The organism is Polaromonas sp. JS666 (assembly GCF_000013865.1).
In the GTDB taxonomy this organism is placed as follows: domain Bacteria; phylum Pseudomonadota; class Gammaproteobacteria; order Burkholderiales; family Burkholderiaceae_C; genus Polaromonas.
Genome location: NC_007948.1, coordinates 4127625 through 4154178 on the forward strand (window position 1 = coordinate 4127625; position 26554 = coordinate 4154178).

Annotated in this window: 24 protein-coding genes; 4 read left to right on the forward strand and 20 right to left on the reverse strand. The window is 63.9% G+C overall.

The features are described from left to right. Nucleotides 1-591 precede the first annotated feature (591 nt). The 10 genes from BPRO_RS19665 to BPRO_RS19715 form a co-directional block, all read right to left on the reverse strand. Nucleotides 592-1215 (reverse strand): HD domain-containing protein, encoded by a 624-nt coding sequence (locus BPRO_RS19665; protein WP_011484822.1) that lies wholly within the window; start codon nucleotides 1213-1215, stop codon nucleotides 592-594. Nucleotides 1216-1290: 75 nt separating this feature from the next. Then, entirely contained in the window at nucleotides 1291-1773 is a 483-nt protein-coding gene (locus BPRO_RS19670) for a rod shape-determining protein (protein ID WP_011484823.1), read from the reverse strand. 636 nt (nucleotides 1774-2409) lie between these two features. Then, nucleotides 2410-2781 (reverse strand): XRE family transcriptional regulator, encoded by a 372-nt coding sequence (locus tag BPRO_RS19680; RefSeq protein WP_232291435.1) that lies wholly within the window; start codon nucleotides 2779-2781, stop codon nucleotides 2410-2412. A gap of 503 nt (nucleotides 2782-3284) precedes the next feature. Beyond that, the gene (locus tag BPRO_RS19685) at nucleotides 3285-4352 is read right to left on the reverse strand and encodes an ABC transporter substrate-binding protein (RefSeq protein ID WP_011484825.1); all 1068 of its coding nucleotides are present in this window, start codon (nucleotides 4350-4352) and stop codon (nucleotides 3285-3287) included. Between the two features lie 36 nt (nucleotides 4353-4388). Beyond that, the gene (locus tag BPRO_RS19690; protein ID WP_011484826.1) at nucleotides 4389-5546 is read right to left on the reverse strand and encodes an NAD(P)/FAD-dependent oxidoreductase; all 1158 of its coding nucleotides are present in this window, start codon (nucleotides 5544-5546) and stop codon (nucleotides 4389-4391) included. Then, nucleotides 5543-6934 (reverse strand): NAD(P)/FAD-dependent oxidoreductase, encoded by a 1392-nt coding sequence (locus BPRO_RS19695; protein ID WP_011484827.1) that lies wholly within the window; start codon nucleotides 6932-6934, stop codon nucleotides 5543-5545. Before BPRO_RS19695 ends, BPRO_RS19690 begins: the two co-directional genes overlap by 4 nt. After that, nucleotides 6931-7269 carry a (2Fe-2S)-binding protein gene (locus BPRO_RS19700; protein WP_011484828.1) on the reverse strand — a complete coding sequence of 113 codons (339 nt, stop codon included), beginning with the start codon at nucleotides 7267-7269 and terminating at the stop codon, nucleotides 6931-6933. The genes BPRO_RS19695 and BPRO_RS19700 overlap by 4 nt, the downstream gene beginning before the upstream one ends. Next, the gene (locus BPRO_RS19705) at nucleotides 7266-8060 is read right to left on the reverse strand and encodes an ABC transporter permease (protein ID WP_011484829.1); all 795 of its coding nucleotides are present in this window, start codon (nucleotides 8058-8060) and stop codon (nucleotides 7266-7268) included. Before BPRO_RS19705 ends, BPRO_RS19700 begins: the two co-directional genes overlap by 4 nt. A 14-nt stretch (nucleotides 8061-8074) precedes the next feature. Next, complete coding sequence (locus tag BPRO_RS19710) at nucleotides 8075-8953, reverse strand: ABC transporter permease (RefSeq protein WP_011484830.1); 879 nt, start codon at nucleotides 8951-8953, stop codon at nucleotides 8075-8077. Nucleotides 8954-9110: 157 nt separating this feature from the next. After that, entirely contained in the window at nucleotides 9111-10211 is a 1101-nt protein-coding gene (locus BPRO_RS19715) for an ABC transporter ATP-binding protein (protein ID WP_011484831.1), read from the reverse strand. A 244-nt stretch (nucleotides 10212-10455) separates the two neighbouring features. On the opposite strand from BPRO_RS19715, the gene BPRO_RS19720 reads away from it, so the two are divergent. Continuing rightward, on the forward strand, nucleotides 10456-11289 hold the full coding sequence (locus tag BPRO_RS19720; protein WP_041390073.1) for an IclR family transcriptional regulator: 834 nt from the start codon (nucleotides 10456-10458) through the stop codon (nucleotides 11287-11289). 6 nt (nucleotides 11290-11295) lie between these two features. On the opposite strand, the gene BPRO_RS19725 is transcribed toward BPRO_RS19720, so the two are convergent. After that, nucleotides 11296-12204: a LysR family transcriptional regulator gene (locus BPRO_RS19725; protein ID WP_232291436.1), complete on the reverse strand. Its 909-nt coding sequence runs from the start codon at nucleotides 12202-12204 to the stop codon at nucleotides 11296-11298. A gap of 117 nt (nucleotides 12205-12321) precedes the next feature. Between BPRO_RS19725 and BPRO_RS19730 the strand changes: the two genes are divergently transcribed. The 3 genes from BPRO_RS19730 (at nucleotide 12322) to BPRO_RS19740 (ending at nucleotide 16206) form a co-directional block, all read left to right on the forward strand. After that, the gene (locus BPRO_RS19730; RefSeq protein ID WP_011484834.1) at nucleotides 12322-13353 is read left to right on the forward strand and encodes a DUF1338 domain-containing protein; all 1032 of its coding nucleotides are present in this window, start codon (nucleotides 12322-12324) and stop codon (nucleotides 13351-13353) included. A 67-nt stretch (nucleotides 13354-13420) separates the two neighbouring features. Continuing rightward, the gene (locus BPRO_RS19735; RefSeq protein ID WP_011484835.1) at nucleotides 13421-14686 is read left to right on the forward strand and encodes a PLP-dependent aminotransferase family protein; all 1266 of its coding nucleotides are present in this window, start codon (nucleotides 13421-13423) and stop codon (nucleotides 14684-14686) included. After that, a complete protein-coding gene (locus tag BPRO_RS19740; RefSeq protein ID WP_011484836.1) occupies nucleotides 14683-16206 on the forward strand; it encodes an L-piperidine-6-carboxylate dehydrogenase in 1524 nt (507 codons plus the stop codon). The genes BPRO_RS19735 and BPRO_RS19740 overlap by 4 nt, the downstream gene beginning before the upstream one ends. 52 nt (nucleotides 16207-16258) lie before the next feature. Here BPRO_RS19740 and BPRO_RS19745 read toward each other — a convergent pair whose 3' ends face one another. The 9 genes from BPRO_RS19745 to BPRO_RS19785 all read right to left on the reverse strand — a co-directional run bounded on the left by BPRO_RS19745 (nucleotide 16259) and on the right by BPRO_RS19785 (nucleotide 26515). Then, nucleotides 16259-17455 carry an acetyl-CoA C-acyltransferase gene (locus BPRO_RS19745; RefSeq protein ID WP_011484837.1) on the reverse strand — a complete coding sequence of 399 codons (1197 nt, stop codon included), beginning with the start codon at nucleotides 17453-17455 and terminating at the stop codon, nucleotides 16259-16261. Nucleotides 17456-17514: 59 nt separating this feature from the next. Beyond that, nucleotides 17515-18003, reverse strand: coding sequence for an endonuclease domain-containing protein (locus BPRO_RS19750; RefSeq protein WP_011484838.1), 489 nt, complete (start codon nucleotides 18001-18003; stop codon nucleotides 17515-17517). A gap of 9 nt (nucleotides 18004-18012) precedes the next feature. Next, nucleotides 18013-18525 carry a DUF4442 domain-containing protein gene (locus BPRO_RS19755; RefSeq protein WP_011484839.1) on the reverse strand — a complete coding sequence of 171 codons (513 nt, stop codon included), beginning with the start codon at nucleotides 18523-18525 and terminating at the stop codon, nucleotides 18013-18015. Further along, nucleotides 18525-20981, reverse strand: coding sequence for a 3-hydroxyacyl-CoA dehydrogenase/enoyl-CoA hydratase family protein (locus BPRO_RS19760; RefSeq protein WP_011484840.1), 2457 nt, complete (start codon nucleotides 20979-20981; stop codon nucleotides 18525-18527). The genes BPRO_RS19755 and BPRO_RS19760 overlap by 1 nt, the downstream gene beginning before the upstream one ends. Before the next feature lie 96 nt (nucleotides 20982-21077). Next, the gene (locus BPRO_RS19765; RefSeq protein ID WP_011484841.1) at nucleotides 21078-22874 is read right to left on the reverse strand and encodes an acyl-CoA dehydrogenase C-terminal domain-containing protein; all 1797 of its coding nucleotides are present in this window, start codon (nucleotides 22872-22874) and stop codon (nucleotides 21078-21080) included. A gap of 16 nt (nucleotides 22875-22890) precedes the next feature. Next, nucleotides 22891-23673: a TetR/AcrR family transcriptional regulator gene (locus tag BPRO_RS19770; protein ID WP_011484842.1), complete on the reverse strand. Its 783-nt coding sequence runs from the start codon at nucleotides 23671-23673 to the stop codon at nucleotides 22891-22893. Nucleotides 23674-24146: 473 nt separating this feature from the next. Beyond that, entirely contained in the window at nucleotides 24147-25001 is an 855-nt protein-coding gene (locus BPRO_RS19775; RefSeq protein WP_011484843.1) for a fumarylacetoacetate hydrolase family protein, read from the reverse strand. 39 nt (nucleotides 25002-25040) lie between these two features. Then, nucleotides 25041-25787, reverse strand: coding sequence for an SDR family NAD(P)-dependent oxidoreductase (locus BPRO_RS19780; RefSeq protein ID WP_011484844.1), 747 nt, complete (start codon nucleotides 25785-25787; stop codon nucleotides 25041-25043). Then, entirely contained in the window at nucleotides 25784-26515 is a 732-nt protein-coding gene (locus tag BPRO_RS19785) for an SDR family oxidoreductase (protein WP_011484845.1), read from the reverse strand. The genes BPRO_RS19780 and BPRO_RS19785 overlap by 4 nt, the downstream gene beginning before the upstream one ends. Nucleotides 26516-26554: the final 39 nt, after the last annotated feature.

Here is a 26554-nt window from a genome sequence, read left to right on the forward strand (position 1 = left end):
TTAGAATATAAATCAACATCGAGCGCTGCTTTTGAGCTTGCGTGGCCGAGCAGCAATTGCGCGGCCCTTGAGCTCCAGATTCGTCTGTAAATCACCGACGCCTTGGTTCTCCCTTTTCTCCCTTTGAAGTGGAGCCAAGGTACTCTAAAGGCGGGGTCTTCTGGATCATGATCGACTTCAAATTTGGATGATGATGCCCAACATTCGCGTTAACCAGCTGGCGCAGCTTCTTGCACCTGTCCGGGTTGCGCGTGTGGCCGGATGGTCAACCCAAGACGCCAGCGCCCCACGGGTTATCGATCACGAATAGAGCCCGTTGCGGCGCGACGCCAGTGGACTGAACTCGTACGGTACTGCAATTCTGCCCTCGGTGCGCGCACGACGAAAGTTGTAACGCAACACAGGTTTCAAAGCCCGGCATGACAATGATCTTCGGGCTAGCCCCAATATCGTTCAGTTAAGTTATTCACCCTGGATCGGAATGACCAAAACCTTGACTTGTCATTGCGGGCCTGACCCGCAATCCATGGATCCCGGATCAAGTCCGGGATGACAAACCAGGGGCAAGGGCTTAACTGCACCGTATTGGAGCTAGCCCGCATTCCCGGAATTGGCACGAGAGAGATTCTCACGGGCTCGCTGCTCCAGGGTCAAGTGGAAGTGGTCTGTGCTGTAGATGCGCCGTCTGTCCAGGAATGACTTCAAGATCGCACGACGCTTGCGCCTGAATATCCAGCCCGGAACGAAGGAGTATTCGTCCCGAATCTGCCGCTCATACTCTTTGAATCGCTCGTCTGGCGCTCCGAGAATGGACAGATCCACATCGACAAGCAGTTGCTGGTCACCATAGGTTGGAACCTCTGTGTGCCGTGTGGCCATGACAAGATCGTGCACGCGATTGACTGCGTCCGGTGGCACCGATGCCGCCTCAAGTTCCCGCATGGACCAGTCAGCACTTTGCGCTTCGTTGTCGCCACGCTTGACGTCGTAAATGGCATCATGGAACCACAGCGCAAGTTCAACTTCCGCAGGTCTTTGCGCAAGCGGACGAACTGCTTCGAACGTCTGCAGGCACTCGGTGAGATGCTGGAGCGTGTGGTACTTGCGATGCGACTCGGAATAGGCGGCAGCAAGCGCCTCGAACAACGATGCGCCGCCGGACTGGGCGCCAATGTCGCGCCAGGCGCGCTCAAATGATGGTTGCAGCGAATGCATTTGGTGCGGCCTGATGCCGAAATTGAGCAGACGCCGAACGCGGTCGGCACGCGAATGACCAGTTAAACCCGTTATTCATGAAAGCCGTTGCCCTCCACTTGAAAAGTCTCTGGCAAGGAGCTCCTGATCCGTGAGGCTGCGGCCTTGCCACACGACCGCCTCAGACGCGCCTGCTCCGAGCGCCATTTCATGAAACGCGCGAATTTCAACTTGCGTGAAGCCACCCGCCGGGTCACCCTGCGGATGCAACACCACCCTTGGAGCCGGAGCGAATATTGAGTTCGTCCGAAGCCGCCGCAAAAAGGCCTTGAGCAATTGTTCACCGACTGTGAAATCCGACACCAGCGAGCGGGGATGCGCAAAAGGGTTGACCACCTCCACCGACAAAGACTGCCGGCTGCGTGCTTCCGCACCAACGCCAACTATCTTGGGCCTGGCACCTTGCGCAATGGCAACCTCGGGCAATTCCGAAATCGTTTCTCCAGTCTTCGCATTCCTGACAGTCAGGCGTTCCGGTGAGACCTGGATATAGATGGTGGGTTTAAAGGTCGAGAGCATGGTGGGCACGGGCACACATGCCGGCTCGCCACTAAGCCCAAGTCGAACGAGACCTACTGGTTACCGAAAATAGAGAAGAACCGAGCGCGCGATGCGCACAACCTCGAAGCGCTTGCCCAGCTAGGCTGGACCGTTCTCGAGCTCTGGGAATGTGAGATTAGCAAGCGGGATGGCCTCGAAGAAAAAATCGTGGCTTTCATGCATGGCGCAACTACCGGCAACGATCCCAATGAAGGACTTTCGAAGCCGGTCGGCTAACTTGAAACCAGGCGCTCCGACTTGACATATCAGCCTAGCCTCAACGGATTTGCTCCGCGCTTGCATTGCCGCCAAGACAAAAGCAGATGCTCACGATTTGCTTCGATCCATATAGCCATAGCTGCATCTAGTCCCTGGGGGCGCTGGAAGTTGTCTGTAAGCACCTCGAATACATCCACTCTGTACTTTGCATTTAGCTTCGAGTTGATGATCGTGTGTACATGTACATGCGCGTAGCCATGATCAAACGGATACCCGCAAAGAAGGAATTCACCAGCTTTGACTCGCTGGCATCGCCTGCCCGCTTGCTAATTTTTGTCATTATTCAGCCTTCATCATCAATTCTCGTACGACCACACCGCTGGACCTCCCAAGCCCTTATGACTCCAGTTCCAGCTGCTCCTGTTTGTCGCCTCCAAAGCGGCCACGCCTGCCTCTGCCGCGCGGCTTCTTTCGATTCGCACTAACTCGCCCAATGGCGGGTTGAAAAGCGATTCCCCGGACATTCATTTCTGCGAGCAGCACGGCAATGACGGCCAGATGTCGAGGCACCTCACCGCCGCTGGCGTAGTTCGACACCGAGTTCGGGTTCATGCCGATCAGGTCGGCAAAGGCCCTGACACTCAGCCCAGCTTTGCCTAATTCAGCGAGAAATTCGTCATAGGTCATCGTTTTAGACCAGTACAAGCCAATCGCACAGGATTTTATGATGGAAACACATAAAATTGTGTGATTGTTGTTGTTTTTCACCAAGGACGCAAGGTGTCCTGGGTAGCAGCGCTCCCGCTCGCATGAATGATTTCGATACGCCTTTGTGATACAGCCGGCGCTACCGCTCAACTTGGAGCACGCGCACGATGTCTCGGCCGAGATTAAGTCGGCCCGGCCAGCTTGGCCGCAATTGCGCCTCGCTCTGCCGACGCAGTGCTCTGGCACACACAGCCGCCAGTTTCATGGATCATCATCCGCGCCCATCTCTCCGGACAGCGATGTACTGGCGCACCGCTTATGGTCGAAGGCTACCGTAAATGACTATTGATACTTAGTCCTCTATCGCTAACTATCGATACGTACATATTGGCACTACTCCTGCTGCAGCAGCGAATCGCTCTTTTTTTGTAGCATGCCATGCTCATAAATACTGGCCTCAACGCCAATTCATTCTGATAAGCGCGCCAACCAGACACCACTGGCAGGAAAGGCGCGAACTCCCCGCCCTCACCCGCCAGCCGCACGCTCACCGAATCAGCAACTCAACGCTCAACCGTCTTGTTCCACCGCGCATTCCACGCCGGGCGGTTTTCGTTGATGGCGTCCCAGTCGACCGTGACTGCCGTCTTCATGTAGTCGTTCATCTGCTTGACCAGCGCGGCGGCGGTGCCTGAGGCCTTGGTTTTGGGGTTGGACGGAATCTGGTCGCCGTGCTCAAGTGCGGCGGCTTGCGCTTCGGGTGACAGCAGGTACTGGGCCAGCTTGTGGGCCAGTGCGGGCTCGCTGTTCTTGGCGATCACGCACTCGCCCACGGTGAGCACGGCGGAGCCTTCCTTGGGCTGTACGTACTCGACCGGCAGGCCCTTGTCTTTGAGCACACCGACGGCGGTGGGCGTCAGCGGGAACATGGCGGCCTCGCCGGTTTGCACCATCTCGGCGAGCTTGGCCGAGCTGGGGATGTACTCGAGCACATTGGGGCCAATGGTGGTGGGCCAGGCCTTGAAGCCGGGCTCGACGTTCTTGTCGGTGCCGCCCTGGATGCGGTTAAACAGCAGGAAGCCGTGCAGGCCGAAGGTGGAAGACGACAGCGACTGGAACACGACCTTGCCCTTGAACTTGGGGTCGGCCAGGTCCATCCAGGAGGTGGGCGGAGCCCAACCTTTTTCGGTGAACATCTTCTTGTTGTAGGCCAGACCTGTCATGCCGACGTTGACGCCGGCGGCCATGTCGCCCTTGAAGCGGGCCGTGGGGAAGAGGTCATTGAGCGCCGGGCTGGGCTGCATCTTCTCGCACAGGCCCATGCCGATGGCGCGGTACATGATGCCGTCGTCGAGGAACATCACGTGCATTTGCGGGTTGTCTTTATTGGCTTGCGCCTTGGCCAGGATGTCTGACGAGGTGCCGGGCACCACCACGACCTTGACGTTGTTGGCTTTCTCGAAAGCGCCGAACACATGGCCGGTGTAGGTTTTCTCCATCGTGCCGCCGTTCATGCCGATGTACAGCGTTTTGGTTTGCGCCATGGCCAGGCCGGCAGACAGGCTGGCGGCCGCAACGGCCAGGGACACCGCGGTGGCGCGGGCGGACGGGAAACGTGAGGGCAGCTTCATGGGGTTCTCCTGGAAACAAGGTTAAACATCGAGGGGTTAGACAACGGCGGAAGGAACAGGCCCGGTGGTTGCCACACGCGGGCTTTCGGAAAAACGCGAAACAGAAAATGCATCAATCGGTGTGGCGGTCTGGCCGTCACGCACCAGGTCGGCCAGCACGGCGCCGACTGCGGGGCCCAGCTGAAAACCGCCGCCGGCAAAACCGAATGCATGAATCAGGCCGGGTGTGGTGGCGCTGGGGCCCAGCACCGGCTGGCGGTCGGGCAAGTAGCCTTCGGTGCCACTCCAGGTGCGGATGATGTGCGCGTTGCGCAGGGCCGGCAGCAAGTCAATGGTCTGCTGCATCAGGGAGGCAATGCCGCTGCGTTGGGCGCGGGCGCGCTGCTCGTCCAGCGCATAGCCCCGGCCGCCGCCAATGACGCAATTGCCGCGCGCCACCTGCCGCGCATAGACGCCGCCGCCTTCCACGCCCAGGCTGAAGTTGAGGAACACCGGCAGGGGTTCGGTCACCGCCATCTCGGGGTGGCCCGATTCCATGGGCACCGCATCGCCAAACTGCGCCGCGATGGTGCCGGCCCAAGCGCCCGCGCAGTTCAGCAAATGCCTGGCGCGCACTTCCAGCGCATGGCCCGAGCGCAGCACAAACGCCGTGCCGTCGTGTGCCGCTTCGTCGATGCATGTCTGCTCGCGCACATCCGCGCCCAGCCGCCGCGCGGCCAGCGCAAAGGCCGGCGACACCAGGCGCGGGTTGGCCTGCCCGTCGTCCGGGCACAGCGACGCGCCCACAGCCGCCCGGCCCAGCCAGGGGCAGCGCTCGCGCAGGGCCCGCGCCGACAGGATTTGCAGGTCCATGCCGAAGCCCTGCGTGCGCTCGCGGTAACTTTCCAGCGCAGCCAAATCAGCTTCGCTGCGTGCAATCTTGAGGTGGCCGGAGCGCAGATATTCGCCGTCGATGCCGATGAGTTGCGGCAACTGCGCCCACAAGCCCTGCGCGCGTTGCGACAGCGGCAACTGGCTGGGCGGCCGCCCCTGGCGCCGCACGCCGCCATAGTTCACGCCGCTGGAGCGGGAGCCGCAGAGGTCGCGCTCCAGCAGGACCACCGACAGGCCCGTGCGGCGCAGGAACAGCGCGGCCGACGAGCCCATGATGCCGCCGCCAATGATGGCGACGTCGGCAGAGATGCGTTCCATCATGCGGCCTCTCCGTTCGCCCGGGCCATGGCCGCGAACGGCAGCGGCTTGATGGGCGCCTGGCCGCGCAGCCGGCCCACCGCATCGGGTGCGGCGGCGCAAGCCTGCGCCAGGATTTCCGCCGCCGCCACGCCGCAGGTGCGGCCCTGGCAGCGGCCCATGCCCACGCGCGTCAGCGCCTTGAGGCGGTTCATCTCGCGCGCGCCGGTGTTCTGCACGCATTGGCGCAATTCGCCCGCGGTGATTTCTTCGCAGCGGCAAATCACCAGCTCGTCAGGTGCGCTGGCGGCCCAGTCCTGCGGGAAGGGAAAGGCTCGCTCCAGCCCGACGCGAAAGGCCGCCGTGCGCGCCAGCTTCGCTTCCAGCTCAGAGGCGCGTGCGGCGTCCACAGCATCCACGGCCTTGCCAGCATCGGCCAGCAATGCCAGCGCCGCACGCTCGCCCGCCCACTCGGCCGCGTCAGCGCCCATGATGCCGGCCCCATCGCCCGCCAGGTACACGCCCGGCACGCTGGAGCGCCCCGCTCCGTCGCGTTCGGGCAATGCGGCGCGCTGCAGGGCGTTGTAGCTGAAACGGCAGCCCAGCAGGTCGGCCAGCTGGGTTTCGGAGCGCAAGGCATAGCCAAAGCCCACGGCATCACAGGCCAGCTCGTGCTCGGTGGCGCCAGCGCGCCAGCGCATGGCCGTGACTCGCGCGTCGCCCGTGGCGCGCACCAGCCGCACGCCCTGGTGCACCGGCACGCCGTGCGCGCGCAACCAGCCCAGGTAATACACGCCCTTGGCAAACACAGCGGGCTGGCGCAGCATGGCCGGCGCCGCCAGCGCCTTGTCCTTGAAACTGGCGGTGTCCAGCACGGCAACCACCCTGGCGCCTGCCTTCGCATACTGGTAGGCCACCAGATACAGCAGGGGCCCGGTGCCGGCGATGACCACGCGCGAACCGATGGCGCAGCCCTGGTACTTCAGCGCCACCTGCGCGGCGCCCAGGGTGTAAACGCCGGGCAATGTCCAGCCCGGAAACGGCAGGACGCGGTCGGTTGCGCCGGTGGCCAAGATCAGCTGGCCATAGGGCAGCGTGCCCATGCGGCCGCGGCAAAGCAAATCAAGCCGGCCACCTTCGGCGCTCCAGACCAGCGTCTCGGGCCGGTAGTCGACGCGGTCCAGAATGTTGGCCATGGCGCTGTGCAGCGCCTCGGCACGGCCGGCTTCAAAACCGTACAGCGTGCGTTTGGAGCGGGTGAAGCCCGGTGGCGGCTGGCGGTAAATCTGCCCGCCCCAGCGCGGTGCTTCGTCAATGACCACCGGCCGCACGCCGTGCGCGACCAGCGTTTGCGCTGCACGCACGCCGGCCGGCCCGGCGCCCACAATGACGGGTTGCAGGGCTTTTGTCATTCGTGCCCCTCCGCGCCGGTCACCAGGCGCATGCCCTCTTCAATGAAGGTGCCGCAGGCGCGCAGGCGCTGGCCCGACTCGGTGGTGATCCAGCAGTCCTGGCAGGCGCCCATCATGCAAAAGCCGGCGCGTGGTTCGCCGCTGAACTCGCTGCGGCGCAGCTGCGCCGTGTGGGTGAGCACGGCGGTCAGCACGGTGTCGCCGGCCAGGGCGATCAGCGCCTGGCCGTTGAGCACAAAGCCCACCGGGGTACGGCCGGTTTCGGCCACGCGTTGAAGAAGCGCCACGGTGTTTCCTGGGGAACGGGGTGTTTTAGTTTCAGGGGCCAGGGTCATTTGTGCCCCACGAGGATCTTGTCGAGGCCGTACACGCGGTCCAGCACCAGCATGGCGACTGCCGTCAGCGCGACCATGAGCGCCGAGACCGCCGCCATCAGCGGGTCAATCGACTCGGTCGCATACATGTACATGCGCACCGGCAGCGTCACGGTGGACGGCGCGGTGACAAAGATCGACATGGTCACTTCGTCAAAGCTGTTGATGAAGGCGAGCAGCCAGCCACCCGTCACGCCGGGCAAAATCATCGGCAGCGTGATGCGCCGGAACACCGTGGCCTGGCTGGCGCCCAGCGACAGGGCGGCCTGCTCCGCGCTGCGGTCGCCCCCCTCTACCGACGCCAGCACCAGCCGCAGCGCATACGGCGTGATGACGACCACGTGGGCCAGCGCCAGCCAGAAGAAGCTGCCGGTGGCGCCAATCAGCGAAAAGGTGCGCAGCAGCGCTACCCCCAGCACCAGGTGCGGAATGATCAGCGGCGAGAGAAACAGGCCGTTGAGGAAGTCGCGCCCCGGAAAGCTGTGGCGCGCAATGGCCAGCCCCGCCGGCACGGCCAGCACCGTGGCCAGCGTGGCCGACAGGAAGGCCAGCCACAGGCTGTTCTTGAAGGACTGCACAAAGTCGGCATGGGCAAACACCGCCTTGAACCAGCGCAGCGAAAAATGCGTGGTGGGAATGGTCAGCGTGTTCTCGGGCGTGAAGGCCACCACGCAAACGATGACGAGCGGCGCCATCATGAAGGCGATGACGAGGGCGTTGAAGATGAGTGCGATGGGACCGTTTTTTGACATGGTGCAGACCCCGCTTAACCCATTGATTTTTTGTAGGAGCGCTCGAGCACCCGGTTGTAGCTGAGCATCAGCACCAGGTTGGCCAGCAGCAGCGTGAGCGCAATCGCCGCGCCCAGCGGCCAGTTGAGCTCGTGCAGGTACTCGTCGTACACCACGGTGGCCACCATCTTCAGGCGCCGCCCGCCCAGCAGGCCGGGAATGGCAAAGGCGCTGGCGCTCAGGCCGAAGACGATCAGGCTGCCCGAAAGAACGCCGGGCAGCACCTGCGGAAAAATAATGCGGCGTACGGTGGTGAAATGCGAGGCCTTGAGCGACAGCGCGGCATCTTCCACGCCGGGGTCTAGTTTTTGCAGCGAGGTCCAGACCGGGATCACCATGAAGGGCAGCATCACATGCACCAGCGCAATGACCACGGCGGCTTCGGTGTAGAGGATGCGCATGGGCGGCAGGCCCATGGCGCGCACGGCCTGGTTCACCACGCCCTCGGGCCCGAGCAGCATGCTCCAGCCAAATGCGCGCACCACCACCGACACCAGCAGTGGCGCCAGCACCACCAGCAGCAAGACAGAGCGCCACGGGTTGCGCATGCGGCTGAGCACATAGGCCTCGGGCGCGCCGACCAGCACGCAGATCAGCGTGGTGAGCGCCGAGACCCAGAAGGTGCGCCAGAAAATGCGGTGGTAGTAGTCGTCCGTCAGCACCGCGGCGTAATGCGCCAGCGTGAAACTGTTCTTGACGCCGGTGGCGTGGTCGAACACCTGGAAGGACAGCACGGCCGTGAGCGCCAGGGGCACCAGCAGCAGGCAGGCAAACAGCACAAAGGCCGGCGCCGACAGCAGCCATGGTGCGCGGGCCGCCGAGGGCCGCGAAACATTCGGTGCAGCTCCCACCATGGTTGTTGCGTTCACTGCTTGCCCCCGTGTTGCTCCCTCTCCCTCCGGGAGAGGACAGGGGTGAGGGCCTGGGCGGCTATAAGGCCAGCGGCCTGCGCGAACACCCTCACCCTAACCCTCTCCCAGGGGGAGAGGGAATGAAAACGGGTCGCCGCGTTCATGCCACGGCCTCCAGCGTCGCCGGTGCGGCAGGCACTTGCAGATGCAGCGCGCCGGGCAACAGGCGCACCTGGCCGGCCGGCCAGTCGAGGCCGACGCGCTGGCCTTCTTCGGCAGGCACTTCGCCATCGTTGGGGCAGACCACCACCAGCTCACCGGCGGCGGTGTCTACCTGGTAGAGCCACTGGCTGCCCAGGAAGAAGCGCTCGCACACCGCGCCCGCGAGGCGACCCCGGGTCTCGGGCACGAGGCGGATTTTTTCGGGCCGCAGGCTGAGCACCACGGCGTCGCCCACGGCGGCGCCGGGCGCATGGACCTCCAGCGACGCCGTGCCCAGGTCCACCGTGGCCCAGGCACCGGTAGCGATGACGCGGCCTTCCAGCAGGTTGGCCTTGCCGACAAAGCTGGAGATGAAACGCGTTTGCGGGTGTTCGTACAGGCGGTGCGGCTGGTCGATCTGCGTGACGCGGCCGGCCTCCATCACCACCACGCGGTCGCTGATGGACATGGCCTCGGTCTGGTCGTGCGTGACCATCACGGTGGTGGTGCCCACCTTGCGCTGGATCTGCCGCAGCTCGAACTGCATTTCCTCGCGCAGCTTGGCGTCGAGGTTGGACAGCGGCTCGTCGAGCAGCAGCACCGGCGGCTCGATGACCAGGGCGCGGGCCAGGGCCACCCGCTGGCGCTGGCCGCCGGACAGCTCGCGCGGGTAGCGCGTGGCGTGCGCCTCCAGGTGCACCAGCGCCAGCGCGGCCTTGACGCGTTCGGTGCGCTCGTTTTTGGGCATACGCCGCATCTCCAGGCCAAAGCTCACGTTGTCGTGCACGCTCATGTGGGGGAACAGCGCATAGCTCTGAAACACGATACCCAGGCCGCGCGTGTTCGGTTTGGCGTGGGTGATGTCACGGCCATCGAGCGTGATGCGGCCGGCGGTGACATCGGCAAAACCGGCAATCATTTGCAGCGTCGTGGTCTTGCCGCAGCCCGAAGGCCCGAGCAGCGAGACAAATTCGCCCTTCTCCACCGACAGGTTCATGTCGATCACGGCGTGCGTGGCGCCATAGGACTTGTTCACATTCGCCAGGGTCAGAAAAGACATCAGGAACACCTCACAAACAAGGAAGGCATGCACAGGGAAATCCGCAGGGACATCAGCGCCGCGACCGGCTGCCTGAAGGCCGCATCAAGGCTGCTTTGCGACACCTTGATGACGTTCATGCTAGGGCATCTCATAAAAAATCGTCAATAGGTTATTCCGTATATAGAGATATTTATTTAATTTATTCCGTTTAATGGAATTTCTATAAGATATGGATGAAATTCATTCCGATGAAAGAGATGCCATGAAAGAGAATCCAAAAGAGGACGACAGCGCCTCGAGCAGCGTGCAGCGCGCTTTTGCCATCCTGCGGGCCCTGGCCGCCACCCAGGCCAAGGGCGGGCGCATCACGCACATTGCCAAGGCCACGGGGCTGACACAGGCCACCACCCACCGCCTGCTGCAAAGCCTGGTGGCCGAGCGCGTCGTGGAGCAGGACGCCGCGTCCAAGCTCTACCGGCTGAGCATTGATTTTTTTGCGCTGGCCGCACAGGCCGGCAACTCGATGGACTTGCGCGCGCTGTGCCGCCCATCCATGCTGCGGCTGTGCGCCAGCCTGGGCGACACCATCTTTTTGCTGGTGCGCAGCGGCTTTGACGCGGTGTGCCTGGACCGCAGCGAAGGCCCCTTCCCGATCCGCTCCTTCACCGGCGACATCGGCGGCCGGGTGGCGCTGGGCATGGGCCAGGGCAGCCTGGCCATCCTGGCCTTTTTGCCGGAGTCCGAACGCGAAGAGGTGATTCGCTACAACCTGCCGCGCATGCGCGAGTACGGCGTGTATGACGAGGTCTACCTGCGCACCGAAATCGAGCGGGTGCGCCAGACGGGCTATGCCGGGCGCAACACCGGCTTGCTCGACGGCATGGCCGGCGTGGGTGTGCCGGTGCTGGACCGTGAAGGCCGCGCCGTGGCGGCGCTCAGCGTCGGCACGATCTCGTCGCGGCTCAGCCCTGACCGCCTGCCGACGGTGGTGGAATTGCTCAAGCGCGAGGCCACGGCCATCGGCGCGCAGCTCAACCCTTTTGACAGCACGCTGCGCCGCCCGGCGCAAAGCCTGGCGCCTACAGACGGCGCCTGAGCCGCTTTAAGGCGCCGCCTGTTCGCGCAGCCATTCGCGCAGCTGCAGCAGGGGCCGCCAGCTGGCCTTTTGCGTGGGCCACACCAGATAGTAGGCAAAGTCGGAACTCAATGACAGGTCAAACGGCACGGCCAGGGTGCCGTCGGCAATCTCGTCGGCCACCAAAAAGCGCGGCAGCACGGCCACGCCCAGCCCGGCCTTGACGGCCTGGGCGATCATGGAAAACAGTTCGTACTTCGGGCCGGTGCTGGCGCCCTGCGCGTCGTCAATGCCGGCCAGCTGCAGCCAGTCGCGCCAGGCGTGCGGGCGCGTGCTCTGGTGGATCAGCGTGAACTTAAGCACGTCGGCCGGGCGCCGCAGCTGGCGCTTTTTCATCAACGCGGGGCTGCACACCACCACGCTTTCCTCGCCCATCAGGTACTCGGACTCGGTGCCCGGCCAGTCGGGCCGGCCGTAGTGGATGGCCGCGTCCAGGCCGGTGAGTGAAAAATCAAAGGGCAGCAGCCGGGTCGACAGGTTCAGCGTCACATGCGGGTGCGCCTTGAGGAAGGTGGGCATGCGGGGGATCAGCCACTTGGTGGCGAAGGTGGGCACCACGCCGAGCTCCAGCGTGCCGCCCTCGCCCTTGGAAGACGCCAGGTCCAGCATCGCGGCTTCCAGCGCATCGAGTGCCGGGCTGACACGCGACAGCAGCGAGCGCCCGGCATCAGTCAACACCAGCTGGCGCGGCAGGCGCAAAAAAAGACTCACATCGAGGTCCTGCTCCAGCCCCAGGATCTGATGGCTGACCGCACTCTGGCTCACCGACAGGTCCTGCCCCGCGAGCGTAAAACTGCCGCGGTGCGCCGCCGCTTCGAAGGCCAGCAGGGCTTGGGTGGAGGGGATTTTTCGGCGCATCGCATGAATATATCTCATGCCTGCATCGAAATACATCCTTTGCGCAGTGGCTGTGATTTCCCGAAAATCCGGCTTCCACCCGTTGAATTTACCCGCTGAAATCATCCGTCTTCATCCGTCGAAATTACCCACGCAATGACCAACCTCCAGACCCTGCTTGCCAGCTGCCTGCCGCCCGAAGCCGTGCAGCACATCCATGAGCAGATGTACGTTCATCCTGCCCTGCAGTCCGGCGTGTCCGGCACGGTGACGCGCGCCGAACTGGCCCAGGCCCTGAACATGGCCCTGTTCCATGGGTTGGTGCAGCGGGTGCCGGCGGCGCAAGAGTACATGGCCAGCGATGTGGCCGGGCAACAGCGCCAGGTCGTCTTTGACCACGGCGCGCTGCGTACCGTGCGCTGGCCCAGTGGCGCCTTGCCTCCGGGCGAAGCGGCCTTCACGCGGCTGCTGCGCCCGCTGGGTTTTACGCTGGAGGGCACCTACCCCTTGCCGCGCCTGAAGATGACCGGCCGCGCCTGGTGCCACCAGGATTTCCCGCAGGAGATCGCGCAGTTCTTTGTGTCCGAACTGCATCCCGAACAATTCACCGTGCCCTTCCAGGCCGCCGTTACGCGGGTGTTGTCCACCTCGCGCGACCCGCTGGGCCCGCAAGATGTGGCGGACCTGGAGCAGCTGGCGCGCGACGGCAAGCTGCCGCTGCAACAGGCGCTGCGGCTGCTGCCGGTGATGCTCCAGTGCTTTGACCGCCAGCATGGCGTGTTTGCGCTGGACGACTATGAGCTGCTGCTAGCCGAGTCTGCCGAAATGGCCTGGATCGCCACCGAGGGCAACGCCTTCAACCACGCGACCGACCGCGTCGGCGATGTGGATGCGGTGGCCCGGCGCCAGCGCGAACTGGGCCGCCCCATCAAGGACGCGGTCGAAGTCTCGGCCAGTGGCCGCGTGCGCCAGACGGCGTTTCGTGCGGCGACGGTGCAGCGCGAATTCCTCACACCCGCCGGCCAGGTCACGCGCGCCGTGCCGGGTTCGTTTTATGAATTCATCACCCGCGCCGAGCTGCAAGCGAGCCCTGCCGCCAATGACCCGGCGCAAGGCACCCGCCTCGACCTGGCCTTTGACGCCGGCAATGCCACCGGCATTTTCGGCATGACGGCGGCCCGCGCATGAGCCGCCGGGCCGCTCCCAAGGCCACTCCCAAGGCGAACACCGGAGCGCTTAGCGCGGAGGTTCACCCATGAGCGCAGCCGCGCGCACGCCGGTCCGCCCGCTCTATGCGCAGGCCAGCGGCTCGCCGATTCGTGCCATGCTGGCACTGGCCGGACAGCCCGGCATGATTTCACTGGCAGGCGGTCATCCCGACCCCGCGCTGCTGCCGGCGGACTGGCTGCGCGAATGCATGCTGGCCGTGGCCTCCGGCCTGCAGGGGCACAGCCTGCAATACGGTGCCACCGAGGGCCTGCCCGCGCTGCGTGCGGCCAGCGCCGAGCTGCTGCAACAACGCGGCCTGCAGGCCCAGGCCGAGCAAGTGGTGATCACCACCGGCTCGCAGCAGGCCATTGACCTGCTGGCGCGGGTTCTCGTCGAGCCGGGCGCCGGCGTGGCGGTGGAGTCCTTCAACTACCCGGCCGCCCTGCAGGCCTTCCGCTTTGCGGGTGCGCAGCTGGTGGAAGTTCCTGCCGATGCCCAGGGGCTGGATGTCGAGCGGCTCGAAAGTGTTTTGACCAGCGCACGGCCGCGCGTGCTGTATGTGGTTCCGAACTTTGCCAACCCGACAGGTGCCGTGATGCCCCTGGCGCGGCGCGTGCGCCTGCTGGAACTTGCCGCACGGCACGAGGTCACACTGATCGAGGACGATCCTTATGGCGAACTCTGGTTTGGAGCGGCGCCACCGCCCTCGCTGGCGCAGATCAACCAGCAAACCGGATCACATGCGCAGGTAGCCTACATGACGAGTTATTCCAAGGTGGTGGCCCCGGCCCTGCGCCTGGGTGTGCTGATGGCGCCGCCGGACGTGCTGCGCGCCGTCGTGCTGGCCAAGCAGGCCGCCGATGTGCACAGCGGCTCACTGGAGCAGCTGACCCTGACCGCGATGCTGGCCTCCAGCCGCCTGGTTGAGCACCTGGCCATGCTGCGCAAGGCCTACGCGGCCAAGGCCCGCACGCTGGCTGCTGCACTGCACGCACATTGCGGCGGGCTGCTTGAATTCAGCGAGCCCCAGGGCGGCATGTTTGTCTGGGCCCGGCTTGCCAGCGCGTTGCCACTGATGCCGTCGCAGGCGTGGGTGGACTTCGGCCTGCAGCACCAGGTGCTGGCCGTGCCGGGCGCCGCCTTCAGCCTTCACAACACCGCACAGCCCTGGCTGCGCCTGAGTTTTGCCAACCCCGGTGCAGACGCCCTGCTGCAAGGCGCGCAACGCCTGGGCCGCGGGCTGCGCAGCCTTGCCGCCACGGCCGATACGCCATCATCACGCCAACATTTCCCCGAAAGGACTTCACCATGAGCCACGCCAATGACATTTCGTCCCTGCTGCAAAGCCTGGGCATCCACGCCGACCTGAACAGCCAGGCGTCCGCGACCCTTGAGGTTCACACCCCGATTGACGGCAGCCGGCTGGCGCGTCTCGCCACCACCAGCCCGGCCGAAGTGGATGCCGCACTCAATCGCGCGCACCAGCGTTTTTTGAGCTGGCGCGATGTGCCGGCACCCAAGCGCGGTGAACTGGTACGCGCCTTCGGCGAAACCGTGCGGCGCCACAAGCCGGAACTCGGGCAGCTGATCTCGCTGGAGACCGGCAAGATCCTGCAGGAGGGCCTGGGCGAAGTGCAGGAAGTGATCGACATCTGCGAATTTGCGGTCGGCCTGTCGCGCCAGCTCTACGGCCTGACGATTGCCAGCGAGCGGCCCGACCACAAGCTGCTGGAGACCTGGCATCCGGTGGGCGTGGTCGGCATCATCTCGGCCTTCAATTTTCCGATGGCGGTGTTTGCCTGGAATGCCGCGCTGGCGCTGGTCTGCGGCAACACGCTGGCCTGGAAGCCGTCCGAGAAGACGCCGCTGTCGGCCGTCGCACTTAATGGCCTGCTGCTGCGCGCGGCGAAGGAATTGGGGCTGGATACCGACGGCCTGAGCGAGTTGCTGATCGGTGAGCGCTCCGTCGGTGAGGCGCTGGTCAACCATCCGCAGGTCAAGCTGGTCAGCGCGACCGGCTCGACCGCCATGGGCAAGAATGTGGCCATGGCCTGCGCGGCGCAGTTCAAACGCTCGCTGCTCGAACTGGGCGGCAACAACGCGGCCATCGTCTGCCCCTCGGCCAACCTGGAACTGGTGGTGCGCGGTGCGGCGTTTGCCGCCGCCGGCACGGCCGGGCAGCGCTGCACCAGCCTGCGCCGGCTGATCGTGCACCGCTCCGTCTACGCGGCATTGGTGGAGCGGCTGGTGTCGGTGTTCGCGCGTCTGCCGGTGGGCAACCCGCTCACGGAAGGCACGCTGGTCGGCCCGCTGATCGACGGCCGCGCCTTTGACGCCATGCAAACCGCACTGGCCAGCGCGAAGGGCCTGGGCGCCAAGGTTCACTTCGGCCAGCGCGAGGAAGGTGCTGGTGCCGGTGGTAGTGCAGGCCACTATGTGCGGCCCGCCATCGTGGAACTGGCCGAGCAGGCCGGCCCCATGCTGCACGAGACCTTTGCGCCAATTCTGTATGTGGTGCCTTACGACGACTTCGACGAAGCCATTGCCATGAACAATGCAGTGGTACACGGCCTGTCGTCCGCCGTCTTCACCCAGGACCTGCGCGAGGCCGAGCGCTTCACCTCGGCGTGCGGCTCGGACTGCGGCATTGCCAATGTCAACATCGGCACCAGCGGCGCAGAAATCGGCGGCGCCTTTGGCGGCGAGAAGGAAACCGGCGGCGGCCGGGAGTCGGGCTCGGATTCGTGGAAAGCCTATATGCGCCGCGCCACCAACACGGTCAACTACGGATCCAGCCTGCCGCTGGCGCAGGGGATTCGTTTCGAGATTTAAGCGCCGGCCCCGCCGCGCACAGCACTGCGGAGGTCAGGTCGGCAGTACCACCCTACACCCGCTCGAAAATGCCGGCGGCGCCTTGCCCCATGCCGACACACATGGTCACCATGCCGTACTTCAGCTGATGGCGCTGCAGCGCATGGATCACGGTGGCCGCGCGAATCGCGCCCGTGGCGCCCAGCGGGTGACCCAGTGCAATCGCGCCGCCCATCGGGTTGACTTTGGCCGCGTTCAGGCCCAGCGTGTTGATGACCGCCAGCGACTGCGCGGCAAACGCCTCGTTGAGTTCGAACCAGTCGATGTCATCCTGCTTCAGGCCGGCGTAACGCAGCGCTGCGGGAATGGCTTCGATCGGGCCTACGCCCATGATGTGCGGCGGCACGCCCTTGGCGGCGTAACTGACGAAACGCGCCAGCGGTTTCAGGCCGAATTCCTTGACGGCTTTTTCGCTGGCCAGAATCAGCGCGCCCGCGCCATCGGAAGTTTGTGAGCTGTTGCCGGCCGTGACCGAGCCGCGCGCAGCAAACACGGTTTTCAGTTTGGCCAGGCCTTCCACCGTGGTGTCGGGGCGCGCGCCCTCGTCCAGGCTCACGGTGCGGGTGGTGGCGATGACTTCGCCGGTTTCCAGGTTGGCGGTTCGGTCGGTCACTTCCACCGGCGTGATTTCATTCGTGAACTCGCCGGCCTGCTGCGCCTTGAGTGCCTTCATGTGGGACTCGTAGGCGAACTGGTCCTGCGCATCACGCGAGACCTTCCACTGCTGCGCAACCTTCTCGGCCGTCAGGCCCATGCCGTAGGCGATGCCGACGTTCTCGTCGTTGGCAAACATTTCCGGCGACAGCGACGGCGAGTTGCCCGACATGGGCACCATGCTCATGCTCTCGGTGCCGGCGGCAATCATCACATCGGCTTCGCCGACACGGATGCGGTCCGCCGCCATCTGCACGGCGGACAGGCCCGAGGCACAAAAGCGGTTGACGGTGATGCCACCCACACTGGTGGGCAAGCCCGCCAGCACCGCACCGATGCGGGCGATGTTCAAACCCTGCGGGCCTTCGGGAATCGCGCAGCCGCAGATGATGTCTTCAATGGCCTTGGGGTCCAGCGTGGGCACCTGGGCCAGCGCGGCCTGCAGCGCCTTGACCAGCAGGTCGTCGGGACGCGTATTGCGGAAAAACCCCCGGTGCGAACGGCCGATGGGCGTGCGCGTGGCGGCAACGATGTAGGCTTCCTGGACTTGTTTCATGGGTAGTTCCTTGTTTCTCAATAAGTTGGCTTGGTAGGACAAAGGCTGCTGCCCTCACCCTAACCCTCTCCCGCCAGCGGGAGAGGGGACTGGGTACAGGATTCGGGGCCTTCTTGCTCCCTCGCCCGCTTGCGGGAGAGGGCTGGGGTGAGGGTGTCGGCTACTTGCCATACCTTTTCCAGTACAGCCTCTGTCTTGCTCAGGACGTCGTTGTTCCAGAATCGCAAGGTCTGAAAACCCAGGGCAGCCATGTCGCTACTGCGCTTCTGGTCATAACTGGTGGCATCGCCCTCAGCATGCTGGCCGCCATCCAGTTCAATGACCAAGCCTATTTCAAGACATGCGAAGTCAGCGAAATACGGACCAATCGGATGTTGACGCCGAAACTTCAGATCTCTGACCTGGCGACCTCTCAACTTTGACCACAGCAATATCTCGGCATCCGTTTGACCTTGGCGAAGCGCTCTTGCCCTCACCCTAGCCCTCTCCCGCGTGCGGGAGAGGGAACCTGAATCAGGCGCGCCGGATAAGTTCTGTTCAGTTGTCACGACTGGTTGTCACTTTCGCGGACCGGACGGAATCCAGGCCCAGACAAACTCGCACTCGACCGGGTTGACGCCAGCTTCGTCAGTCACCGTGACCGCCACATTGACTTCGCCCTTATCACTGGCCTGCATGGCCGCTCGCTGCTCGTCGGTGAGCGTCGCCACGGCGCGCAACGAGCCGGTTGCGCGCTTTTTGAACGCCATCTTCAGCTCCTTGGCCAACGGGATGCAGTCGTCTCGCACGTTCATACCGACCACCATGCCGGTGGCGGTTTCCGCCAGCAGGTTCATGGCCGAGGCATGCACGCCGCCGATGTGGTTCTGCACCTTCTTCTGGTTCTGGATGCCGATTTCAACCCGGTTGTTGCTCATCTGCAAAAAGTCCAGCCCGGCCGTGCCGGTGAAAGGCACGGCGCGGCGCAGGATCACGCTGCGAAACCAGGTGCGGGCAAAGGCCGGCACCTCAGACAGGCGCTCGAGCTGGCGCTCCAGGCGGTTAGGAGATGTCTTCGTCAAATCAGTCATCAATTCCTCACCGGTTTGCCGGTGCTCATCATGCCCATGATGCGTTCCTGCGTTTTCGGGTTTTCGAGCAGCGAACAGAAGGCCTTGCGTTCCAGCGTCATCAGATATTCCTCCGTGACCAGCGTGCCGGCATCCACGTCGCCACCACACACCACGTTGGCGATCAGGCCGGCGATGTGAAAGTCATGCGCGCTGATGAAGCCGCCGTCGCGCATGTTGACCAGCTGGCCCTTGATGGTGGCCAGGCCGTTGCGGCCCACGACCGGGAAGGGCCGCCTGTGCGGCGCGCGGTAGCCCGAGTTGAACAGGGCGCGGGCCTCGTTCAGCGCCACGAACAGCAGTTCGTCCTTGTTCGGCACGATGACGTCGCTGTCCAGCAGGTAGCCGATCTTGCGGCTTTCAATCGCGCTGGTGCCCACCTTGGCCATGGCGGCGGCGGTGAAGTCTTCGGTCAGGAAAGGCAATATGTCCTTGTTGGTGGACGTGGCGGCGTTTTCTGCCGCGCGGCGCGCAATGTACGCCAGGCCGCCGGCACCGGGCACGAGGCCGACACCGACTTCCACCAAGCCGATGTAGCTTTCCATCGCGGCGACGCGTTTGGCCGAGTACACGGCCATCTCGCAGCCACCGCCCAGCGCCAGGCCGCGAATTGCCGACACGACAGGCACAGCCGCGTAGCGCAGCTTGAGCATGACGTTTTGCAGTTCGGCTTCCGCGCCTTCAATCGACCTGGCGCCGCCCATCATGAAGGCGGGCAGCATGGCCTGCAGGTCGGCGCCGGCCGAGAACATCTCGTCGTTGGACCAGATGACCATGCCCTTGTAACCCTTCTCGGCGAGGTCCACGCCCATCGCCAGGCCTTCCGCCACATCGGGGCTGATGGCGTGCATCTTGGTCTTGATGCTGGCAATCAGCACGTCGCCTTTTTCTCCGTTCGCACCGTCCAGCGTCCAGAGGCGGATGGCATCGTCTTCATGCAGCGTGGTACCGGCGGTTTCGAAAGCCGGGGCGTTGGCACCCAGCACGTCCTCGGGGAAATACTGGCGCTCATAAACGGGCAGCTTGCGGCGCGGAATGAATTTTTGCGCCGAGGCGCTCCACGAACCTTCCGCGGTGTGCACACCGCCCGCGTCGGCCACCGGGCCCTTGAACACCCAGTCGGGCAGCGGCGCTTTGCTCAAGGCCTTGCCCGCCTCAATGTCTTCCTGGATCCAGCTGGCCACCTGCTGCCAGCCGGCCTGCTGCCACAACTCGAACGGGCCTTGCTTGGCGCCAAAGCCCCAGCGCATCGCAAAGTCGATGTCGCGCGCGGTTTCGGCAATGCTTTCGAGGTGCACCGCGGCATAGTGGAACTGGTCGCGCAGGATGGCCCAGAGGAATCGCGCTTCGGCGCCCTCGGCCTCGCGCAGCAGCTTCAGCCGCTCGCCGGCCGGTTTTTTCAGCATGCGACCGACGACCTCGTTGGCCTTGGCGCCTGCGGCCACGTACTCCATGCTTTCGGGGTCGAGGCGCAGGATGTCCCGGCCGACCTTCTTGTAAAAGCCGGCGCCGGTTTTCTGGCCCAGGCTTTTGGATTCCAGCAGTTTCGCCAGGACCGGCGGCGTGCCGTAGATGTCCGAGAACGGATCTTCGACCTTGCCGGGACCGAGATTGTCCTGCAGCGTCCTGATCACATGCGCCATGGTGTCCAGGCCCACCACGTCAGCAGTGCGGAAGGTGCCGGAGCTGGCGCGGCCCAGTTTCTTGCCGGTCAGGTCGTCAACCACGTCATACGTCAGGCCAAAGGTCTCGGCCTCCTTGATGGTTGCCAGCATGCCGGCAATGCCGACGCGGTTGGCAATGAAGTTGGGCGTGTCGTGCGCGCGGATCACGCCCTTGCCCAGTGCGCTGACCGCAAAGGCTTCCAGGTCGTCGAGCACTTTCGGCCCGGTGGTGGGCGTGTTGATCAGCTCCACCAGTGTCATGTAGCGCGGCGGATTGAAAAAGTGGATGCCGCAAAAACGCGGCTTGATCGATTCGGGCAGGGCTTCGCTGAGTTTGGTGATCGACAGGCCCGAGGTGTTGCTGGCCACAATCGCGCCTTCGGCAATGAAGGGGGCGATCTTGTGGTACAGGTCGGTCTTCCAGTCCATGCGCTCGGCAATCGCCTCGATGATGAGGTCGCACTCCAACAGCTGCTCCATGTGCTCTTCGTAGTTGGCCGGCTGGATCAGCGCCGCATCCTCGGGTACGCCCAGCGGCGCGGGCTTGAGCTTTTTCAGGCCTTCGATCGCCTTGGTGACGATGCCATTTTTCGAAGACTTGGAAGACGACGGGGCCCCGCCCCCATCGTTGTCTTTTGCGGGCAGGTCAAACAGCACCACGGGCACCTTGACATTGACCAGATGAGCGGCGATCTGCGCGCCCATCACACCGGCGCCGAGCACGGCTACTCTTTTGACTGTGAATTTTTGCATGTTGTGTTCCTTTATCGGAGAGCCCTCACCCTAACCCTCTCCCAGAGGGCGAGGGGATAAAGCGGAGATGACTGGGTGGGGCTGACCCCGCATGGTTCAAGCCAGCGCCTCGTCGGTATCCATCAGCGCCTTGCTGCCTGAGCGCGCGGTGCGCATCAGCGTCGCGGTCTCGGGGAAGAGCTTGGCGAAGTAAAAGCGCGCGGTTTGCAGCTTGGCCAGGTAGAACTTGTCGGGGTTGCCGGCGGCAATCTCGCGCAGCGCGACCTGTGCCATGCGGGCCCAGAAGTAGCCGAACACCAGGTGGCCGGCGACCCGCAGGTAGTCGACCGCGGCAGCGCCCACTTCGTCGGGGTTCTGGAAACCCTTGAAGCCGAGCTCGGTCGTGAACTTGGTCATCTGGTCGGCCAGGTACGCCAGCGGGTTGATGAACTCGGCCATCTTCTCGTTGACGCCTTCTTCCTCGATCAGGGCGCCGATCAGCTTGCCGAATTTCTTCAGCGTGGCGCCGTTGTTGCCCAGGATCTTGCGGCCCAGCAGGTCCAGCGACTGGACGGTGTTGGTGCCCTCATAAATCATGTTGATGCGGTTGTCGCGCACAAACTGCTCCATGCCCCATTCCTTGATGAAGCCGTGGCCGCCGAAGACCTGCATGCAGGCATTGGTGGCAATGTGGCCGTTGTCGGTCAGGAAGGCCTTGACGATGGGCGTGAGCAGGGCGACGATTTCGCCGGACTCCTTCCGCACCTTTTCGTCGGGGTGGTGGAGTTCCTTGTCGAGCAGCAGCGTGCAGTAAATAGCCAGGGCACGGCCGCCTTCGGCATAGGCCTTGGCGGTCAACAGCATCTTGCGCACATCGGGGTGCACGATGATGGGGTCGGCCGGTTTGTCCTTGGCTTTCACGCCGGAGAGCGAGCGCATCTGGATGCGGTCCTTGGCATAGGCCAGGGCGTTCTGGTAAGCCACTTCGGTCAGCCCCAGCGACTGGTTGCCCACGCCCAGGCGTGCGGCGTTCATCATCACGAACATCGCGGCCAGGCCCTTGTTGGGCGCGCCCACCATGGTGCCGACAGCATCTTCCAGCACCATCTGGCAGGTGGAGTTGCCGTGGATGCCCATCTTGTGCTCGATACCGCCGCAGTAAATGCCGTTGCGCGCGCCGAGCGAGCCATCCTTGTTGACGTTGAACTTGGGCACGGCGAACAGGCTGATGCCTTTGCTGCCCTGCGGCGCGTCGGGCAGGCGGGCCAGCACCAGGTGCACGATGTTGCTGGTCATGTCGTGCTCGCCGGCGCTGATGAAAATCTTGTTGCCGGTGAGCTTGTAGGTGCCGTCAGGCTGGGGTTCGGCTTTGGTACGCAGCAGGCCCAGGTCGGTGCCGCAATGCGGCTCGGTCAGGCACATGGTGCCGGTCCACTCGCCGCTGGTCAGCTTGGGCAGGTAGGTTTTTTTCTGCTCGTCAGTGCCGTGGGCATGCAGGGCTTCATACGCGCCATGCGACAGGCCCGGGTACATCGTCCAGGCCTGGTTGGCCGAATTCATCATTTCGTAAAAGCACTGGTTGACGACAAAGGGCAGGCCCTGGCCGCCGTACTCGGGGTCGCAGCTCAACGCAGCCCAGCCACCTTCCACGTACTTCGCATAAGCTTCCTTGAAGCCCTTGGGCGGTGTGACTTCATGGGTGGTCTTGTCGAGCGTGCAGCCTTCCTGGTCGCCGCTGATATTGAGCGGGAAGGTGACTTCAGCCGCAAACTTTCCGCCTTCTTCAAGCACCGCATTGATGGTGTCGGCGTCGATGTCGGCATGCCGCGGCAAGACCTTCAATTCATCGGTGACCTTGAGCACTTCGTGCATGACGAATTGCATATCGCGCAGGGGTGGGGTGTACTGAGGCATGGGGAATCCTTTGGCTTTAAGCCGGTTTGGAAGATGAAGATGTTTTGGGGGAGGCTTTTGCCGGCGTTTTTTCCGGCGCTTTCGTCGGCGAGGCACCAGGGGATGGCTCTGCCGGCGACGGCGCAGCATCGTTGCCGTAACGCGCCAGGATGTTGGCAAAGCCGGCGTTGGCGCGGGCGACGGAGCCGGGGGATTTCAGGAAACGCGCTTCGTAATGCAGCGCCAGAATGAGTCCGTGGATCTCGAAAACCATCTGCTGTTCGTCGGCATCGCGCTGCAGGTGCCCGGCCTCCTTGGCCTGCACCACGGCGCGGTACATCGCGGCCAGCCAGGTCCGCACCGAGCCCGCCAGCGCATCGCGCACCGGTCCCGGCCGGTCGTCGAACTCGACGGCGCCGCTGATGTACAGGCACCCCGAATCGATTTCGACCGAAGTGCGGTTCATCCAGTTGTGAAACAGCGCGCGCAGGCGCGGCAGGCCCCTGGCCTCGCGCAACGCCGGGAAGAACACCTCTTCCTCGAAGCGGCTGTGGTATTCGCGGACCACCGAAATCTGCAGTTCCTCGCGTGAGCCAAAATGGGCAAAGACACCGGACTTGCTCATGTGCATGACTTCGGCGAGCGCCCCGATGCTCAGGCCCTCCAGGCCAATTTGTGTGGCCAGGCCCAGGGCCGCATCCACAATGGCCGCCTTGGTCTGCTGGCCTTTTTGCTGGCTTTTGGGCACGGCTGCGCCGATCGCAGGGATAGGCGCAGCCGGGACGGGAACGGTTTTGACAGGGAGTTCATTGACGGTCATGGGATTGAGCCAAAATAAAACGAACGATCGTTCTATTTTGCAACAATTCAAAGACGGTCAAGGCCTGCGGGTGATGGAGTGTCTGTTTATAGAGAACAAGGTCTAGCCAAACCAAGGGTAAACCCTAGAACAAGCCCACCCCCGTCCAGGCTCACTACGTGTAGCCCGTTCCCCCCCTCAGGGGGCGGCGCCTGCGGTCTGGCGAAGCCAGTCCCGCGGCCCCTGCTGATATGGAGTGGGCGCGGTGGCTGAAGTTGGGACTCTTCAAACCCAGCCGGGGCCGCGGAACCGGCCTTGGCCCGTCCTGAGCCTGTCGAAGGACCGGGCCGCAGGCGCAGCGGCCCCCGAGGGGCTGGAGTCTGCGGCTCCAAAGCTGCTCGAGCAGCTTTGGACAGGCGACAGAGGCGAAGCGTCTCGCGAGCCGCGGCCTGCAAGGCCTCGGGAGCTACGCGAAGCGAGCGACCGTGGGGGCTTTATTTCACGAGCTTGAACGGCACCACCGTCTGCTTCTGCTCGCCCAGGCCCTCAATCCACACCGTCATCTGGTCGCCCTTTTTCAGGTACACCGGCGGCTTCATGCCCAGGCCCACGCCAGGGGGCGTACCTGTGGTGATCACGTCGCCCGGCTCCAGCGTCATGAACTGGCTGACGTAGCTGACGAGCTTGGCCACACTGAAGATCATGGTTTTGGTAGAGCCCTTTTGCATGCGCTTGCCGTTGACCTCCAGCCACATGCCCAGTTTTTGCGGGTTGGGCACGTCGTCGCGCGTCACCAGCCAGGGGCCGATCGGGCCGAAGGTGTCGCAACCCTTGCCCTTGTCCCAGGTACCGCCGCGCTCGATCTGGAACTCGCGCTCGCTGACGTCATTGATGGTGCAGTAGCCGGCCACATAAGTGAGTGCATCCTTCTGCGACACATAGCGTGCGCGGGTGCCGATCACCACGCCGAGCTCGACCTCCCAGTCGGTCTTGACCGAGCCCTTGGGCAGCATGACCGGATCGTTGGGCCCCTGGATGCAGCTGGTGGCCTTCATGAACACGACGGGTTCGGCGGGGATCGGCAAGCCGGACTCGGCCGCGTGGTCGGCGTAGTTCAGCCCGATGGCGATGAACTTGCCGACGCCGCTGACGGGGCAGCCCATGCGCGGCGAACCCTTGACCAGCGGCAGCTTGTCGGTTTTCAGTTTGCGCAGCTTGGCCAGCGCCGCATCACCGAGCTGATCGGGACCGATGTCCTTGATCACGCCGCTCAAGTCGCGCAGCTTGCCTTCGGCATCAATCAGTCCGGGCTTTTCCTTGCCCGGGTTGCCATAACGAACGAGTTTCATGGTTTTTCCTTCTGGTTAAATCAAAGTCACATCAATAAGTCAGTAAGTCGAACGCCCGCCCGACAGGTCGAACACGGCGCCGGTCGAAAACGAACACTCTTCGGTGGCCAGCCACGTCACCATGGCCGCGACTTCGTCGGGCGTGCCGAAGCGGCCCATCGGGATTTTCGACAGCATGAACTGGATGTGTTCCGGTGTCATCTGGTCAAAAATTGGCGTCTTTACCGCAGCCGGTGTCACGCAATTGACGCGCACGCCAGTATCGGCGAGTTCCTTGCCCAGCGATTTGGTGAGCGCAATCACCGCCGCCTTGCTGGCACTGTAAGCGCTGGCATTGGGATTACCGTCCTTGCCCGCCACCGAGGCGATGTTGATGATGCGGCCATAGTTGCGCGTGCGCATGTGCGGCACCACCTCGCGGCAGCAAAAGAAAAGCCCATTCAGGTTGACCTGCTGCACTTGCATCCATTGCTCGGGCGGGTAGTCCCACAGCTTCACGTTCGGGCCGGTGATGCCGGCCGAGTTGACCAGCACATCAATGATCGGGTGGTGGGCCACGGTTTGCCGCACGGCCTGCACCACGCTCGCATGGCTGCCCACATCCACCACAACGGTATGCACGCCCGCGCCGAGTTCGCCTCGGGCCGCCGCCAGCGCCTGCGGGTTGAGGTCCCACAGGCTGACCGTGGCGCCCGAAGCCAGCATGCGCTGCGCAATGGCAAAGCCCAGGCCCGCCGCGCCGCCGGTGATCACCGCATGGCGGCCGGCCAGGTCAAGCTGGTTCATATGGTCATGCCGCCGTCGATGGCATAGGACTGCCCGGTCACAAAGGCCGATTCGTCACTGGCCAGAAACACCACCAGCGGCGCAATTTCATGGGCCTGTGCAAGTCGCCCCATGGGCTGGCGCGCCACGAAGTTTTTCCGCGCCTCGGCGGGGTCTTCAAACACATTGATGCGGTCCTGCAGCGAAGGGGTGTCGACCGTACCGGGGCAAATGGCATTGCAGCGCACACCCTGCGTCACGAAGTCGGCGGCCACGCATTTCGTGAGGCCGGTCACCGCGGCCTTGGAGGCGCCATAGACAAAGCGGTTCGGCAGGCCCTTGAAGCCGCAGACGCTGGCCATGTTGATGATGCTGCCGCCGCCATGGGCCAGCATCTTGGGCAGCACCGCCTGGATCATCCAGAACTGCGAGCGCACATTGAGGTTGAAGGCAAAGTCCCAGTCTTCGTCGGTGGCCTGCAGGATGGAGCCGGCGTGGACAAAGCCGGCGCAGTTGAACAGCACGTTGAGCGGTGGCAACGCTGCCGCCAGTTTCTGGATGGCGGCCTTGTCGAGCACATTGAGCGCCGCAGTTTTGATGTTGGGCACGCCCGCGTAATCGGCGAGCAGTTTCTCATTGACGTCGGTAGCCCACACCTGGGCGCCCTCGGCCGCCATGGCCAGCGCGGTGGCCTTTCCGATGCCCTGTCCGGCGGCCGTGACCAGTGCGGTTTTTCCCTGGAGTCTCATGCTTTTTCCTTGGTTGTTGACGATGGTTGTGATGATTGC